The 14,091-nt window shown below is 68.1% G+C and carries 15 protein-coding genes and 1 tRNA gene; 7 read left to right on the forward strand and 9 right to left on the reverse strand.

From position 1 onward, the window contains the following. Positions 1-43: 43 nt before the first annotated feature. Complete coding sequence (orn, locus tag EPO52_RS13035; protein ID WP_290807148.1) at positions 44-664, reverse strand: oligoribonuclease; 621 nt, start codon at positions 662-664, stop codon at positions 44-46. 78 nt (positions 665-742) lie between these two features. Here orn and EPO52_RS13040 point away from each other — a divergent pair, with 78 nt between their 5' ends. Beyond that, positions 743-961: an SCO4848 family membrane protein gene (locus EPO52_RS13040; protein ID WP_290807150.1), complete on the forward strand. Its 219-nt coding sequence runs from the start codon at positions 743-745 to the stop codon at positions 959-961. A 37-nt stretch (positions 962-998) separates the two neighbouring features. Here EPO52_RS13040 and EPO52_RS13045 read toward each other — a convergent pair. The 3 genes from EPO52_RS13045 to EPO52_RS13055 all read right to left on the reverse strand — a co-directional run bounded on the left by EPO52_RS13045 (position 999) and on the right by EPO52_RS13055 (position 2,360). After that, a tRNA-Arg gene (locus EPO52_RS13045) sits at positions 999-1,071 on the reverse strand. Between the two features lie 59 nt (positions 1,072-1,130). After that, positions 1,131-2,021: a hypothetical protein gene (locus tag EPO52_RS13050; RefSeq protein WP_290807152.1), complete on the reverse strand. Its 891-nt coding sequence runs from the start codon at positions 2,019-2,021 to the stop codon at positions 1,131-1,133. 75 nt (positions 2,022-2,096) lie between these two features. Further along, positions 2,097-2,360, reverse strand: coding sequence for a hypothetical protein (locus EPO52_RS13055; RefSeq protein ID WP_290807154.1), 264 nt, complete (start codon positions 2,358-2,360; stop codon positions 2,097-2,099). Between the two features lie 52 nt (positions 2,361-2,412). On the opposite strand from EPO52_RS13055, the gene msrA reads away from it, so the two are divergent. The 5 genes from msrA (at position 2,413) to EPO52_RS13080 (ending at position 6,484) form a co-directional block, all read left to right on the forward strand. Beyond that, positions 2,413-2,940: a peptide-methionine (S)-S-oxide reductase MsrA gene (gene msrA, locus EPO52_RS13060; protein WP_290807156.1), complete on the forward strand. Its 528-nt coding sequence runs from the start codon at positions 2,413-2,415 to the stop codon at positions 2,938-2,940. 132 nt (positions 2,941-3,072) lie between these two features. Then, positions 3,073-3,642 carry a single-stranded DNA-binding protein gene (locus EPO52_RS13065; protein ID WP_290807158.1) on the forward strand — a complete coding sequence of 190 codons (570 nt, stop codon included), beginning with the start codon at positions 3,073-3,075 and terminating at the stop codon, positions 3,640-3,642. 103 nt (positions 3,643-3,745) lie between these two features. Next, a complete protein-coding gene (locus tag EPO52_RS13070; RefSeq protein ID WP_290807160.1) occupies positions 3,746-4,288 on the forward strand; it encodes a hypothetical protein in 543 nt (180 codons plus the stop codon). 2 nt (positions 4,289-4,290) lie between these two features. Then, positions 4,291-5,973, forward strand: coding sequence for an energy-dependent translational throttle protein EttA (gene ettA, locus EPO52_RS13075; RefSeq protein ID WP_290807162.1), 1,683 nt, complete (start codon positions 4,291-4,293; stop codon positions 5,971-5,973). Between the two features lie 28 nt (positions 5,974-6,001). After that, positions 6,002-6,484, forward strand: a complete 483-nt coding sequence (locus tag EPO52_RS13080; protein WP_290807164.1) for a thioesterase family protein — start codon at positions 6,002-6,004, stop codon at positions 6,482-6,484. Positions 6,485-6,521: 37 nt separating this feature from the next. Here the strand turns inward: EPO52_RS13080 and EPO52_RS13085 are convergent, their stop codons facing one another. Continuing rightward, positions 6,522-7,412, reverse strand: coding sequence for an acyl-CoA thioesterase II (locus EPO52_RS13085; RefSeq protein WP_290807166.1), 891 nt, complete (start codon positions 7,410-7,412; stop codon positions 6,522-6,524). 77 nt (positions 7,413-7,489) lie between these two features. On the opposite strand from EPO52_RS13085, the gene EPO52_RS13090 reads away from it, so the two are divergent. Continuing rightward, entirely contained in the window at positions 7,490-8,158 is a 669-nt protein-coding gene (locus tag EPO52_RS13090; RefSeq protein WP_290807168.1) for a hypothetical protein, read from the forward strand. A 66-nt stretch (positions 8,159-8,224) separates the two neighbouring features. On the opposite strand, the gene EPO52_RS13095 is transcribed toward EPO52_RS13090, so the two are convergent. The 4 genes from EPO52_RS13095 to pepN all read right to left on the reverse strand — a co-directional run bounded on the left by EPO52_RS13095 (position 8,225) and on the right by pepN (position 14,073). Continuing rightward, positions 8,225-9,883, reverse strand: coding sequence for an FAD-binding dehydrogenase (locus tag EPO52_RS13095; RefSeq protein WP_290807170.1), 1,659 nt, complete (start codon positions 9,881-9,883; stop codon positions 8,225-8,227). Between the two features lie 45 nt (positions 9,884-9,928). Continuing rightward, positions 9,929-10,330 carry a globin gene (locus EPO52_RS13100; protein WP_290807172.1) on the reverse strand — a complete coding sequence of 134 codons (402 nt, stop codon included), beginning with the start codon at positions 10,328-10,330 and terminating at the stop codon, positions 9,929-9,931. Positions 10,331-10,345: 15 nt separating this feature from the next. Continuing rightward, entirely contained in the window at positions 10,346-11,338 is a 993-nt protein-coding gene (locus EPO52_RS13105; protein ID WP_290807174.1) for a mechanosensitive ion channel domain-containing protein, read from the reverse strand. Positions 11,339-11,520: 182 nt separating this feature from the next. Further along, positions 11,521-14,073, reverse strand: coding sequence for an aminopeptidase N (gene pepN / locus EPO52_RS13110; RefSeq protein WP_290807176.1), 2,553 nt, complete (start codon positions 14,071-14,073; stop codon positions 11,521-11,523). Between the last annotated feature and the right edge of the window lie 18 nt (positions 14,074-14,091).

Raw genomic sequence — 14,091 nt, forward strand, 5'->3', positions numbered from 1 at the left:
TCACCCTGCAAACGAGTTTGCGGGGCAACGAACAAAGAGTCTATTACAAACGCGAGCCGAATTCGCGCACCACGTCTGCGGAGACCGTCTTGAGCTCGGCCGAGGTGGGCCCGGGAGGCGCGATGAACACCGCTTTACGGTAGTACTCGAGTTCTCGGATCGACTCGAGGATGTCGGCCAGTGCGCGGTGCCCGCCCGCCTTCTCGGGCGCGTTGAAGTACACCCGGGGGAACCAGCGGCGCGACAGCTCCTTGATGGAGGAGACATCGATGCTGCGGTAGTGAAGGTGGCCGTCGACGCGGGGCATGAACTTGGCGAGGAAGGCCCGGTCGGTGCCGATGGTGTTGCCCGCGAGCGGCGCCTGCTGCGGTGTCGGCACGTGTTTCAGGATGTACTCGAGCACCTGGTACTCCGCGTCGGCGAGGCTCACACCGTTCGGGATCTCGTCGGAGAGCCCGCTCGACTCGTGCATCTTCGTGACGAAGTCGTTCATGTGCTCGAGAGCCGAGTCGTCGGGTTTGATGACGATGCTGAAACCCGGATCGACCAGCGCGAGATCGAAATCGGTGACGACCACCGCGACCTCGACCAGCTCGTCGACCTCGAGATCGAGCCCCGTCATCTCGCAGTCGATCCAGACGAGGCGGTCGGAGGAAGAACTCATGAACGAAGTCTATGACGTGCCTCCGTCAAGCGGTTCGCGGCCTGACGCTCCCCTGTGGGGACTCGTAGAGTGGAGTCGATGCTCACCACACTCGCGATCCTGCTCATCGTCAACGCCGCCTGGAACGCCATCGTCTGGCCCCAGTTCTACAAGCGGGTCAGCCGCGACGAGCGAGCGAGGGACGCGAACGGCAAGCCGACGCGCTTCCTGATCGTGCACGCCGTACTGATCGGCATCTCCCTGCTGATCGGCCTGATCTCGCTGGTAGCCGGGATAGTGGCTCTCGTCGCGGGCTGAGAGCGCCTGAGCACAGGCCGGCGCGCCGGACACGGGGTGCCCCTGGCTGGATTCGAACCAGCGACAAACGGATTAGAAGGCCGGTGCTCTATCCACTGAGCTACAGGGGCGACGCGAAAAGCGTACTACGGCCGCTGCGCCGGCCCCTGCGGGCGCGACTCGATCGTGGTCAGGACGACGGGTTCTCCGAGCCGGCACGCGGCGGGAAGGCGTGCACGGGAGGCGGGATCTCGCCGGCGGCGCGGGCCTCGCCCGGGTCGGTGGTGAGCTCGAGGTCACCGAGGGGCGACGTGGTCTTCGGGTCGGAGCCGGCCGCCACCCCGCGCGAGCCGGTTCCGGATGCCACCTGCTGAACCGTGGGGCGGGGTTCGTGCGTCGGCGGCAGGGGAGCGGCCGGAGCCATCACGACGGTCGGCGCGGGGGCGTAGGGCTGTGGGGCGGCGGGGCCGGGGCCTGCGACGCCGGATGCGGCGGCCGACGACGACGGCGTTGTGCCGTACTGCGAGTGGTGCTGCTGAGCGACCCAGGCGTCTTGCTGGGCGAGCAGCTCGCGTTCGGTGGAGGAGTCTTCGACGGCCCAGCGCTCGAGGTCGCTCTGGAACACGCGCTTGGCGCGGCCGGGCTTCTGCTGCCACTCGATGAGGCGATCGCGGAACTCGAAGACCGCGGGCTCCACGACGTAGCCGAAGGTGGCGGAGTTGCGCTTCATCTCGGCGAGGGCGTGCGCGGCCCAGTTCGCCGCGACATCCGCTCCCTTGATGGGCAGCAGGCGCACCTGGATGTCGGCCTGCCCCGTGGCCCGATCGGAGAGGATCTGCTCCTGCGGGGTGAGCGAGTTCCAGACGGAGGCCTGTTCTGCCGCGTCGATGAGCGACGCGATGGCCGAGATCTTCAGCTCGCGGTCGTGCTTGGCGAGCAGACGCTTGATCGACGAACTCGCGATCCAGGCGGCCAGGAGGCCTGCCACGATGATCGCCAGGGCAGGCAGCACCAGCTGCGACACCACGTACTCGCCGCTCGTCGAGGTGAGCCAGCCAACGAATCCATTCCACCATTCCATGAGCCGCACACTACCTCCGCATCGACCGGCTGCGGGGCCGACGAGCCGGTGTGGCCGGAACTCCCAGACGACCTCTCACCGCAGGCTCTCCGTCGCCTCATCGAGTGCAGCGAACTCCCCGATGGCGAGGATGCGCAGGCCGGAGTGCAGGCGCTTGGCGCGAAACCGGAGCCGCCCCTCGTCGGTGACCTCCTCGACGTACCCGAGCACGGCGCCGGATGCGGCGGTGACCCGCCAGTACCCGTCGCGCACGCGACGGAGGCCGGGGCCGGGGCTGATCGTTCTCGTCGCCGCCTGGCTCGTCGTCGCCTGGCTCGTCTTCGCCTGGATCGTGGTCATGGTCTGACGCTACGATCGGCCACCGACATCGGCCGGGCCGTAGAATCGCGGCATGGAAACTTTCGTTCTCGCCGGAGGCTGCTTCTGGTGCCTGGATGCTGTCTACCGCACGCTCGAGGGGGTGCAGGACGTCGTCTCCGGGTACACCGGCGGCACCGTTGCGAACCCCACCTACGAAGAAGTGTGCACGGGCACCACGGGCCAGGCGGAGGCCGTGGCGGTCAGCTTCGATCCCACCGTCATCCCCGCGGAGATCATCCTCGACGTGTTCTTCACGCTGCACGACCCGCGGCAGCTGAACCGTCAGGGCAATGACGTCGGCACCCAGTACCGCTCGGCGATGTTCTACGACGGCGACGCGCAGAAGGCGCTCTTCGAGGCGGCCCTCGAGCGCGCCGGTGAGCTGTGGGACGGCGGAGTCGTCACCACGCTCGAGCCTCTCGGCGAGTTCTACCGGGCCGAGGAGTACCACCAGGACTTCTTCGCCAAGAACCCGGGCCAGGGCTACTGCATGGCCGTGGCCGTGCCCAAGGTCACGAAGGTGCGCAAGGCCTACGCGAAGTACATCAAGGCAGCCTGACCCCACTTCTCCTGCACGGCTGCGAACGGCCGGGAATCCTTCCACAGAACGGATCCCCGGCCGTTCCGCGTTCCCGCCGCGGCGGAGACTCGGTTCGTCATCCGACCGAACCGATCTGCAAGGAGTCCAGCCATGCCCGACCTCATGTCCCTCACAGGAATCGTCGCGACGCCCCCGCGCCACATCACCACCAATTCGGGCCTCGAGATCACGAGCTTCCGGCTCGCCTCCGGCCAGCGCCGCTTCGACCGCGAGCAGCGCAAGTGGGTGGATGCCGACACCAACTGGTACACCGTCACCGCGTTCCGGCACCTCGCGGTGAACATCGCCGGCTCGCTCGAGCGCGGTCAGCACGTGGTGGTGACGGGGCGGCTTCGGGTGCGCTCCTGGGAGAGCGGCGAGAAGTCGGGCATCACGGTGGAGGTCGAGGCAGATGCGATCGGCCACGATCTCAGTTGGGGCACATCCGTCTACACGCGCTCGTCGCTGCCCGCCACCGGCGGCGCTCCCGGGAGCGAGGGTGCTCAGGCGGCAGACGCGGTCGACGCACCGGCAGACGGGGGATGGGCGGCACCAGGAGTGGTGCCCGGAGGGGCGGTGGAGACGTCCAGCCCGGTCTCCCCGTTCAGCCCGCCGGAGGCGTCTGAGCCGGATGAGGGGCAGCCCGCCGATGGTCTGCAGGACGTGCTGGTGCCGTTCTGACCCGGGGCAGTCTCCCAGGCGAGGCGCGAGACCACCGCATAAACTCAGGGAGGCTTCACAGGCCGCCGCACGAGGCACCGCGACCGAGAGGATCACGCCAGCGATGCACACGACACGACGCCGGTCGACCACCACGCCATCCCGTCGGGCACTACCCGGCCGCTCCATCGCGAGAGGTCTCGCCGTGCTGGTGGTTCCGGCCGCACTCGCTCTGGGGCTCGCGGCGTGCGTTCCCGATTCGGCTCCGGCGCCGAGTGCCACGGTCTCCGAAGCGCCCACCCCCACCGAGACGCCCACCCCCACCCCCACTGCCGTGGCGGGGGCGCTGAACCCCGAGGGCACGGCCGCCGACAACAAGGCGTTCTTCGACAGCACGAACCAGGCCCTCATCGCCGCCAATCCCGCGGCCGGTGGTGTCGACTTCACGAGCAATCTGCGCACCAACGGCTTCGACATCGCGGCCATGCAGGTCACCCCCGACATCACCACGGTCGGCGTCGCCGCCGACAGCATCCAGTTCTCCGTGCGCTGGGGTGCCGACTGCCTCATCGGTCAGTACGGTCACGGTGTCTACACGAGTTCGGTGATGCCCGCCCTGGGCACCGGCTCGTGCCTGGTGGGTCAGACCCGCGCCATAGACTGGTAACCATGGCCGAATACATTTACTCGATGGTGCGCGCCCGCAAAGCGGTGGGCGACAAGCTGATCCTCGACGACGTCACGATGGCGTTCATCCCCGGGGCGAAGATCGGGGTCGTCGGTCCGAACGGCGCCGGTAAGTCCACCATCCTGAAGATCATGGCGGGTCTCGACACCCCGTCGAACGGCGAAGCCAAGCTCACGCCGGGCTTCACGGTGGGCATCCTCATGCAGGAGCCCGAACTCGACGAGACCAAGACGGTTCTCGAGAACGTGCAGGAGGGCGTCGGGCCCATCAAGGGCAAGATCGACCGCTTCAACGAGATCAGCGCGCTCATGGCCGAGCCCGACGCCGACTTCGATGCTCTGCTCGAGGAGATGGGCACCCTGCAGGAGGCCATCGATGCCGCCGACGCGTGGGACCTCGACTCCCAGCTGGAGCAGGCGATGGATGCCCTGCGCACGCCCCCGGGCGATGCCGAGGTGGCCAACCTCTCCGGTGGTGAGAAGCGCCGCGTGGCGCTCTGCAAGCTTCTGCTGCAGAAGCCCGACCTGCTGCTGCTCGACGAGCCCACCAACCACCTCGACGCCGAGAGCGTTCTCTGGCTCGAGCAGCACCTGTCGCAGTACCACGGTGCCGTGCTCGCCGTCACGCACGACCGGTACTTCCTCGACCACGTGGCCGAGTGGATCGCCGAGGTCGACCGCGGTCGCCTCTACCCCTACGAGGGCAACTACTCCACCTACCTCGAGAAGAAGCGCGAGCGTCTCGCGGTGCAGGGCAAGAAAGACGCCAAGCTCTCGAAGCGCCTCGCCGAGGAGCTCGACTGGGTGCGCAGCAACGCGAAGGGTCGTCAGGCCAAATCGAAGGCCCGCCTCGCCCGCTACGAAGAGATGGTCGCCGAGGCCGAGCGCACCAAGAAGCTCGATTTCGAAGAGATCCAGATCCCCGTCGGCCCCCGTCTGGGCTCGCAGGTGATCGACGCCAAGAAGCTCCGCAAGGGCTTCGGTGAGCGCGTGTTGATCGACAACCTGTCCTTCACCCTTCCCCGCAACGGCATCGTCGGCGTCATCGGCCCGAACGGCGTCGGAAAGTCGACGCTCTTCAAGACGATCGTGGGTCTCGAGCCCCTCGACGGCGGCGACCTGAAGATCGGCGACACCGTCGACATCTCGTACGTCGACCAGTCGCGCGGCGGTATCGACCCCAACAAGACCCTCTTCGAGGTCGTCTCCGACGGGCTCGACTACATCCAGGTCGGCAAGACCGAGATCCCCGCCCGTGCCTATGTGGGCACCTTCGGTTTCAAGGGGCCCGACCAGCAGAAGAAGGCCGGGGTGCTCTCCGGTGGTGAGCGCAACCGCCTCAACCTGGCGCTCACGCTCAAGCAGGGCGGCAACCTCCTCCTGCTCGACGAGCCCACCAACGACCTCGACGTCGAGACTCTCGGCAGCCTCGAGAACGCTCTGCTCGAGTTCCCCGGCTGCGCCGTGGTCATCACGCACGACCGGTGGTTCCTCGACCGCATCGCCACGCACATCCTGGCCTACGAGGGCACCGAGGACGACCCGGCCAACTGGTACTGGTTCGAGGGCAACTTCGAGTCGTACGAGGAGAACAAGATCGAGCGTCTCGGGCCGGATGCCGCGAAGCCGCACCGCTCCGCCTACCGCAAGCTCACCCGCGACTGACCTCGGTCACCCTCACCCGGTCGGCACCATGAGACTCAACGTCCCCATCCAGCTCCGCTGGTCAGACCTCGACGCGTACGGGCACGTCAACAATGCCTCGATGTTGAAGATCCTCGAGGAGGCGCGCGTCTTCGCCTTCTGGGTCGATGGCGACGTGAGCGCACCCGACCAGGCCGCGTGGAGCACCGCGGTGATCGATGCGAGCCCCACCACCCGCACCAAGAGCGTCATCTCCCGCCAGGAGATCGAGTACGTGCGGTCGATGCCCTACATCCGGCAGCCGATCGACGTGCAGCTCTGGATCGGGCACCTGGGCGGCGCGAGCCTCGACGTCTACTACGAGATCAAGAGCCCGATCGGTGTCGAGCCCCAGGTCACGTTCGTGAAGGCATCGACCACGCTCGTGCTGGTCGACGCCGAGACCGATCGGCCGCGCCGCATCCTTCCGTTCGAACGGGAGGCCTGGGAGCCCTATCTCGACGAACCGCTCACCTTCCGCCGCCGCGACTGACGTCGGCCGCCGGGGCAGAAGGCCGGGCCCGTTCCACCTACACCGACGGTGGGCGGGGCGCCGATCGACCGGTGCGGATGGTGCCCTCCTGCGCGACGCTCGCGACCAGCCGTCCATCGCGGTCGAAGATGCTGCCGAACGACAGCCCACGCCCGCCTGACGCGCTCGGCGACTCCTGCACGTAGAGCAGCCACTCGTCGGCCCGGGCGAACCGGTGCCACCACATGGCGTGGTCGAGGCTCGCCATCTTGAGGTCGGGCTGCGCCCAGATCACGCCGTGACGCCGCATCACCGATTCGAGGATCGTGTAGTCGCTCGCATAGGCGAGAGCGGCGCGATGGATGACGGGGTCGTCGGGCAGGCGGCCCAGCGCCTTCATCCACACCGCCTGGTGGGCGACGTGCTGCCCTTCGACCGAGATGTAGACGGGCGTCGAGACGTGCCGCATGTCGAACGCCCGCTCCTCGGCCCAGACCCGCGCCATCGGATGATCGATGGCCGCGAGCTGCTCCGCCGCACTCGGCAGGGTCTCCGGCCCGGGCAGATCGTGCGGCATCTCGATCTGATGCTCGAACCCCTCGTCCTCCGTCTGGAACGAGAGGATGACCGAGAGGATCGGCACACCCTTCTGATAGGCCTGCGTGCGCCTTGTGGAGAACGACCGGCCGTCGTGCAGTCGGTCGACGGCGAACGTGATGTCCTCCCGCGCGTCGCCGGGGCGCAGGAAGTAGCCGTGCAGCGAGTGCACGGGCCGCTCGGGCGCCACGGTGCGCGAAGCGGCGAGCAGTGCCTGAGCGAGAACCTGGCCGCCGAACACGCGCCCGTTCGGCGTCCACTGCGAGGGGCCGGTGAAGATGTCCTCACTCGTGCGGGCACCGGTGTCGATGAGATCGAGCGTGGTCAGGAATCCGGAGAGCGGATCGGACATGGTTCCTCCCGGAGTGGGACACGGCTGGTGAGGGGCCCTGTCGAAAAGCCGCCTGTGAAGTAGTTTAGACAGCACAGATGGTCCAGTCCTTCAGCCTCATCGATGCCGCTTCGCTCGGCGACCTCAAGGTGTACCTCGGGCGTGCAGCCCGAGTCGACAACGGGTCGGTGCGCTTGATCGGCGGCCTCGGCGTGCTCGCCGCCTATACCGCCAGCCTCACGCCGAAGGGGCTGCTCGATCGCACCCCCACGGTTCTGGGGTTGCGCACCTTCGCCCTGTCGAGTCCGGATGCTTTCGACATCACGGTCTCGATCCGCGCGTTGCTCGACCGACTCGCCCAGCTCTCGGTGCTGAGCAATTCGGTCGATGGTCCCGTGGAGGTGCCGCTCCCCCCGGCGGAGACCGGTATCGCCTGGGCCGGCATCAGTCCGCCCCGAGGCGGCTGGCAGGCCGAAGGAACGATCGGTGCGCTGGCCCTCGACACCGCGGCCCGCCTCGGTATCGCCGAGGTCGCCGCCGCCGTTCCCGCCGACACCGGCGAACAGCTCGTGCACCGCGTGCGCTCCGAGGTGTGGGGCCGTGCGCTCCCCGAACTGCCCGGCGAGCTGCCGGCCATCCCCGCGGGCGCCGCCTTCTGTGCGGTGAGCCTCGGTTTCATCATCCCGGGCGACGAGATGTCGGTGTACGCCTCGGGTGGCTGGCTGCGGCTCACGAGCCGGCGCGGCCACGTGCTCGTGCGTCTCTGAACGAACGCGGTCGCACAACCGGGTCGCGGTTCGCCGAGCCCGGTGTGCTCAGCCCCTCGCCGGCTGTCAGCCCCGCGCTGCGGCCCGCCCGGCCGCCCGGCCCGAGAACAGGCATCCGCCGAGGAACGTGCCCTCGAGCGCCCGGTAGCCGTGCACTCCGCCGCCTCCGAACCCGCTCACCTCGCCGGCGGCGAACAGCCCGCCGATCGGTGAGCCCGAGCCGCCGAGCACCCGTCCATCGAGATCGGTCTGGATGCCCCCCAGGCTCTTGCGGGTCAGCACGTGCAGCTTCACCGCGATGAGGGGCCCCGCCTTGGGGTCGAGCAGCCGGTGCGGCTTGGCCACCCGGATCAGCCGGTCGCCGAGGTACTTGCGCGCTCCCCGCAGTGCCGTGATCTGCGCATCCTTCGAGAACCCGTTCGCGAGTTCCCGGTCGCGGGCGAACACCTCGCGCGTCACCCGCGCCGGATCGAGAGGCCCTGACGGCTCGAGCTCCCGCATGCCGCGCAGCAGCTCGGGCAGTGTGTCGGCCACCACGAAGTCGACGCCCTTCTCCTTGAACGCCTCGACGGGCCCCGGTGCACCGGGCCGGATGCGCTGAGCGAGCAGCCGCAGATCCTTGCCCGTCAGGTCGGGGTTCTGTTCGCTGCCCGAGAGCGCGAACTCCTTCTCGATGATGGCCTGGGTCAGCACGAACCAGCTGTAGTCGTATCCCGTGCCCAGGATGTGCTCGAGTGTCGCCAGCGTGTCGAAGCCGGGGAACAGCGGCACCGGCAGGCGCGCTCCCGTGGCGTCGAGCCACAGTGACGACGGCCCGGGCAGGATGCGGATGCCGTGGGCCGGCCACACGGGAGAGTGGTTCGTGATGCCCTCGGTGTAGTGCCACATGCGGTCGGTGTTCACGAGGCGCGCGCCGGCCTGCTCGCTGATGCCGAGCATCCGGCCGTCGACGTGCGCCGGCACGCCCGAGAGCATGGTGGCGGGCGGTGCGCCGAGGCGGGCGGGCCAGAGCTGCCGAACGAGGTCGTGGTTGCCGCCGATGCCCCCGGATGCCACCACCACCGCTCCGGCGTCGATCGAGAACTCGCTCGCGACCTCCCGCGAGCTCGACTCGCCGCGCGCGGCCGTGCTGGGGGCGAGGACGCTACCGCGCACCCCGGTCACGGCGCCGTCTGAGGTGAGCAGCTCGTCGACCCGGTGCCGGTGCAGGATGCGCGCCCGCCCGGCCTCGACCCCCGCCTGGAAGCGAGCCGCGAACGGAGCCACGATGCCCGGCCCCGTGCCCCAGGTGATGTGAAACCGGGGCACCGAGTTGCCGTGACCGGTGGCGGTGTCGCCGCCACGCTCGGCCCAGCCCACCACAGGGAAGAAACGCACCCCGCGTTCGTGCAGCCAGGCGCGCTTCTCACCGGCCGCGAACTGGAGGTAGGCCTCGGCCCACTTCCGGCCCCACTCGTCCTCCGGGCGGTCGAAGCCGGCGCTGCCGAACCAGTCCTGGCGGGCGAGCTCCAGCGAGTCCTTCACGCGCATCCGTCGCTGTTCGGGGCTGTCGATGAGGAAGATGCCACCGAACGACCACCAGGCCTGTCCGCCGAGGGATGCGGCGGGCTCTTGCTCGACGATCGTCACGGTCTTGCCGGCCGCGAGCACTTCGCACGCGGCCACGAGGCCGGAGAGCCCGCCGCCGATCACGATCACGTCGGGGGAGTGGGTGGTGGTCGGCATCCGGAAACTCCTTCGTTGCGGGATGGGTGCGCTGACGCGCGGGTTCTACTCGTCGAACGTGTTCACCATGGCATGCGCGGCCCGTTCGAGGTAATCCCAGAGCACTTCTCTGTCGAGAGGTGCCAAATCGAGGGAGTCGACGGCCGTCTTCATGTGAGCGAGCCAACGATCGCGCGCGTCGGGGTTGACCTTGAACGGGTTGTGCCGCATCCGGAGCCGCGGATGTCCGCGCTCCGCGCTGTAGGTTCCCGGGCCGCCCCAGTACTGCTCGAGGAACATCGTGAGCCGGCGTACCGCACCGTCCCAGTCGTCGGCCGGATACATCGGCTTCAGCACCTCGTCGGTGGCCACGCCCTCGTAGAACCGCTCGACGAGCCGCACGAAGGTGTCGTGCCCGCCGATCTGCTCGTAGAACGGGTTCTCGGGCACCTTCGGGGTGATCTCCATGGCGGTCTTCCGGTTCTACTCGTTCTTGGGGGCCTTGACGGCCGGAGGCTTCGCGGTCGGCACCGGCTTCGTGCGCGGCGGCCGGGCACCCTTCACGCTAGCCGCTCCCTCGAAGCCGGAGAGCACCACGGAGTTGAGGGAGGGAAGCGTCACGTCGAGTTCGTCGAGAGCGCGCTTCAGACGCATCCGGAGGTCGCGGGCCACATCGTCTTTCGCCGAGGTGCGCGTCTTCACCACGAGGCGGATCACGAGCGCCTCGGCCGAGATCGACTCGAGGCCCCAGATCTCGGGCCGCTCCATGATGCGCGAGCGCCACTTGGGCTCCGTCGACATGGCCACCGCCGTCTCGAGCATCTTGTCCTGTACGAGGTCGATGTCGGCGTCGTAGGGGATGGCGAGGTCGATGATGACGCGGGCCCAGCCCTGTGACATGTTGCCGACGCGCAGGATCTCGCCGTTGCGCACGAACCAGAGCGTGCCGTTCACGTCGCGCACCTGGGTGACGCGGATGCCCACCGCCTCCACCACACCGGTTGCCGGGCCGAGGTCGACCACGTCGCCCACGCCCAGCTGATCTTCGAACACCATGAACAGGCCGTTCAGCACGTCTTTCACGATGTTCTGGGCGCCGAAACCGAGACCGGCACCGAGCGCCGCCGTGAGCAGGGCGAGAGAGCCGAGCACATTCGGGTCGACGCGGTTGACGATGAGGATGAGCGACACCACGACGACCGTGACGTTGATGACGTTGGTGAGCACCGTGCCGAGCGTGCGGGTGCGCTGCACGATGCGCACGGCGGCGAGAGGCGATGCGACGAGAGCCTGGGTGTCGGTGACGTTCTGCTTCTTCTTGACGCCGGTGACCACCTGATCGACGAGCCTGCGCACCGCGAAGAGCAGCACGGCGCGGATGATGACGGCGCCGATGATGATGAGAAGGATGCCGACGGGCACCTGGTAGGTATCGAAGAACGAACCGAGGTTCGTCCAGAATGCGTTCCAATCCATATGCGCATGATCCTACGGGGAGCGCCTTGGCGAAGGCTTGGAGGGGTTCATTGACCCTCACCTGCGAGTTCGGGGCGACCGGCCCCGCTGAAACGAAGGAGTGTCAGCCACGATGCCGGAAACGAAGGACTCCGAAGCCGAATCCGGCTCCGGAGTCCTTCGTTTCCGGGGTGATCGTGTTGTCAGGAGGCGTCGCGCGCCTGGGCAGCCAGGGCTCGGTCGACACCGGCCAGGTTCTCGATCACCAGGCGGCGCAGTGCCGGGATGCCGTGGTTCTCCGGGGCGTCGAGCCATGCCTGGGTCGCATCCCGCAGTGCCTGGTTCGCCAGCGCCGACGGGTAGAGCCCATTGATGACGGATGCCGCGATCGCGTAGCTGCGGGTCTCCCACAGCGTCTGCAGCGACTCGAAGTAGCGGCCCACGAGCGGCTCGAACACGGCCGGGTCGCTCGAGCGCTGGAAGCCCAAGCCGGTGGCCCGCACGATCGCGTTCGGCGCCGTGTCGGTGTCGACGAGCGACGCGAACGCCGCCGCCTTGCCCTCAGCGGTGGGGATGGCCGCGGTCGCGTGGGCGGCCGACTGGGCTCCGGATGCCGTGTTGTCGGCCTCGAGTGTGGCCGCGATCTCCGCGGGGCCGGCCTTGCCGCCCGCCACGAGCGCGATGAGCAGCTCCCAGGTGAGATCGGTGTCGATGTCGAGTCCGGTGAGCTCCACGGTGCCGTCGTGCAGGTGCGCCACGTTCTCGAGCTGCTCGTCGGTGGTGGCGAGAGCTGCGAAGAACTTCACGAACTGGAACTGGGCATCCGAACCGGGCTCGGCGTCGAGCGCCAGCTTCCAGAGCGCATCGGCGGCATCACGCACGGTCTCGTCACGAGCATCCGGGGTCACGTACATCGACGCCGTGAGCACGAGCTGGCCGAGAACCGTGCGGATGGTGGTGGACTCGGTCTCGCTCGCGATGTTGCCGAGCACGAGGCGCACGAAGTCGCGGCCACGGGTCTCGGCATCGCGAGTCGAGTCCCAGGCGGAGCCCCAGACGATGGAGCGAGCAAGCGGGCTCTCGATCGAGGCGAGGCGGTCGATGGCCATGTCGAGTGAGAAGGCGTCGAGACGGATCTTCGCGTAGGCGAGGTCGTCGTCGTTCAGCAGCACGAGCGCCGGGCGCGTGCGGCCCACGAGCTCGGGCACCGAGGTGCGCTCGCCGTCGACGTCGAGCTCCACGCGGTAACTGCGCACGAGCTTGTCGCCCTCGGCCGAGTAGAAGCCGATCGCGAGGCGGTGCGGACGGATGGTGGGCCACTCGAGCGGCGCCTCCTGCAGCACCTCGAACGACGTGATGACGTCGTTCTCGTCGTAGACGATCTCGGGGCGCAGCGTGTTCACGCCCGCGGTCTCGAGCCACAGCTGCGACCACTCGGTGAGGTCGCGGCCGCTCGTGGCCTCGAGCTCCACGAGCAGATCCTGCAGCTCGGTGTTGCCCCACTGGTGCTTGCCCACGTAGGCGGCGACGCCCTTCATGAACTCGTCCTGGCCCACCCAGGCCACCAGCTGCTTCAGAACGGATGCGCCCTTCGCATAGGTGATGCCGTCGAAGTTCACCTGCACGTCTTCGAGGTCGTTGATCTGGGCGACGATCGGGTGGGTGGAGGGCAGCTGGTCCTGGCGGTAGGCCCAGCTCTTCTCCATGGCGGCGAAGGTGGTCCAGGCCTCTGTCCATTCGGTGGCCTCGGCGGTGGCGAGGGTCGACATGTATTCGGCGAACGACTCGTTCAGCCACAGGTCGTTCCACCAGCGCATGGTCACGAGGTCGCCGAACCACATGTGGGCCAGCTCGTGCAGGATCGTGACGACGCGGCGCTCGCGCACCGCATCCGTCACCTTGGAGCGGAACACGTAGGTCTCGGTGAAGGTCACCGCACCCGCGTTCTCCATCGCACCCGCGTTGAACTCGGGAACGAAGAGCTGGTCGTACTTGGCGAACGGGTACGCGAAGTCGTAGTGCTTCTCGTAGAACTCGAAGCCCTGGCGGGTCTTCTCGAAGATGTAGTCGGCATCCATGTACTGCGAGAGGGATGCGCGGCTGAAGACGCCGAGGGGGATGACCCGACCATCGGCGCTCGTGAGCTCCGAACGCTCGACGATGTAGGGGCCGGCCACGAGCGCCGTGATGTAGCTCGAGATGCGCGGGGTGGGCTCGAAGCTCCACATCGCCGACTGACCCTCGACCGCCGTGACGGGCTCGGGCGTGGGGGAGTTCGAGACGACCTCCCAGTAGTCGGGTGCCGTGACGGTGAAGGCGAAGGTGGCCTTGAGGTCGGGCTGCTCGAACACCGCGAACATGCGGCGCGAGTCGGGCACCTCGAACTGGCTGTAGAGGTAGACCTCGTCGTCGACCGGGTCGACGAAGCGGTGCAGACCCTCGCCGGTGTTCGTGTAGATCATGTCGGCGTCGACGACCAGCGTGTTCTCGGCCTGCAATGCGGGCAGCTGGATGCGCACGCCGTCGCTCACCTCGGCCGGGTCGAGCGACTCGCCGTTGAGAGTCACCGCGTGCACCGTGCGGGTGATGGCGTCGACGAAGGTCGAGGCTCCCGGGGTGGCGGTGAAGACGATGGTGGTTGTGCTGCGGAACGTCTCCGGACCTGTCGTGAGGTCGAGGACGACGTCGTAGCTCGTGGTGTCGACGATGGCGGCACGTTCGCGGGCTTCTGCGCGGGTGAGGTTTTCTCCAGGCACTGAATGCTCTCCTTTTCG

This window comes from Herbiconiux sp. (assembly GCF_004297105.1).
GTDB lineage: Bacteria > Actinomycetota > Actinomycetes > Actinomycetales > Microbacteriaceae > Herbiconiux.

Coding starts and splice junctions, on each gene's coding strand:
- orn (WP_290807148.1), bottom strand. CDS start 664: ATGAGTTCTTCCTCCGACCGCCTCGTCTGGATCGACTGCGAGATGACG.
- EPO52_RS13040 (WP_290807150.1), top strand. CDS start 743: ATGCTCACCACACTCGCGATCCTGCTCATCGTCAACGCCGCCTGGAAC.
- EPO52_RS13050 (WP_290807152.1), bottom strand. CDS start 2,021: ATGGAATGGTGGAATGGATTCGTTGGCTGGCTCACCTCGACGAGCGGC.
- EPO52_RS13055 (WP_290807154.1), bottom strand. CDS start 2,360: ATGACCACGATCCAGGCGAAGACGAGCCAGGCGACGACGAGCCAGGCG.
- msrA (WP_290807156.1), top strand. CDS start 2,413: ATGGAAACTTTCGTTCTCGCCGGAGGCTGCTTCTGGTGCCTGGATGCT.
- EPO52_RS13065 (WP_290807158.1), top strand. CDS start 3,073: ATGCCCGACCTCATGTCCCTCACAGGAATCGTCGCGACGCCCCCGCGC.
- EPO52_RS13070 (WP_290807160.1), top strand. CDS start 3,746: ATGCACACGACACGACGCCGGTCGACCACCACGCCATCCCGTCGGGCA.
- ettA (WP_290807162.1), top strand. CDS start 4,291: ATGGCCGAATACATTTACTCGATGGTGCGCGCCCGCAAAGCGGTGGGC.
- EPO52_RS13080 (WP_290807164.1), top strand. CDS start 6,002: ATGAGACTCAACGTCCCCATCCAGCTCCGCTGGTCAGACCTCGACGCG.
- EPO52_RS13085 (WP_290807166.1), bottom strand. CDS start 7,412: ATGTCCGATCCGCTCTCCGGATTCCTGACCACGCTCGATCTCATCGAC.
- EPO52_RS13090 (WP_290807168.1), top strand. CDS start 7,490: ATGGTCCAGTCCTTCAGCCTCATCGATGCCGCTTCGCTCGGCGACCTC.
- EPO52_RS13095 (WP_290807170.1), bottom strand. CDS start 9,883: ATGCCGACCACCACCCACTCCCCCGACGTGATCGTGATCGGCGGCGGG.
- EPO52_RS13100 (WP_290807172.1), bottom strand. CDS start 10,330: ATGGAGATCACCCCGAAGGTGCCCGAGAACCCGTTCTACGAGCAGATC.
- EPO52_RS13105 (WP_290807174.1), bottom strand. CDS start 11,338: ATGGATTGGAACGCATTCTGGACGAACCTCGGTTCGTTCTTCGATACC.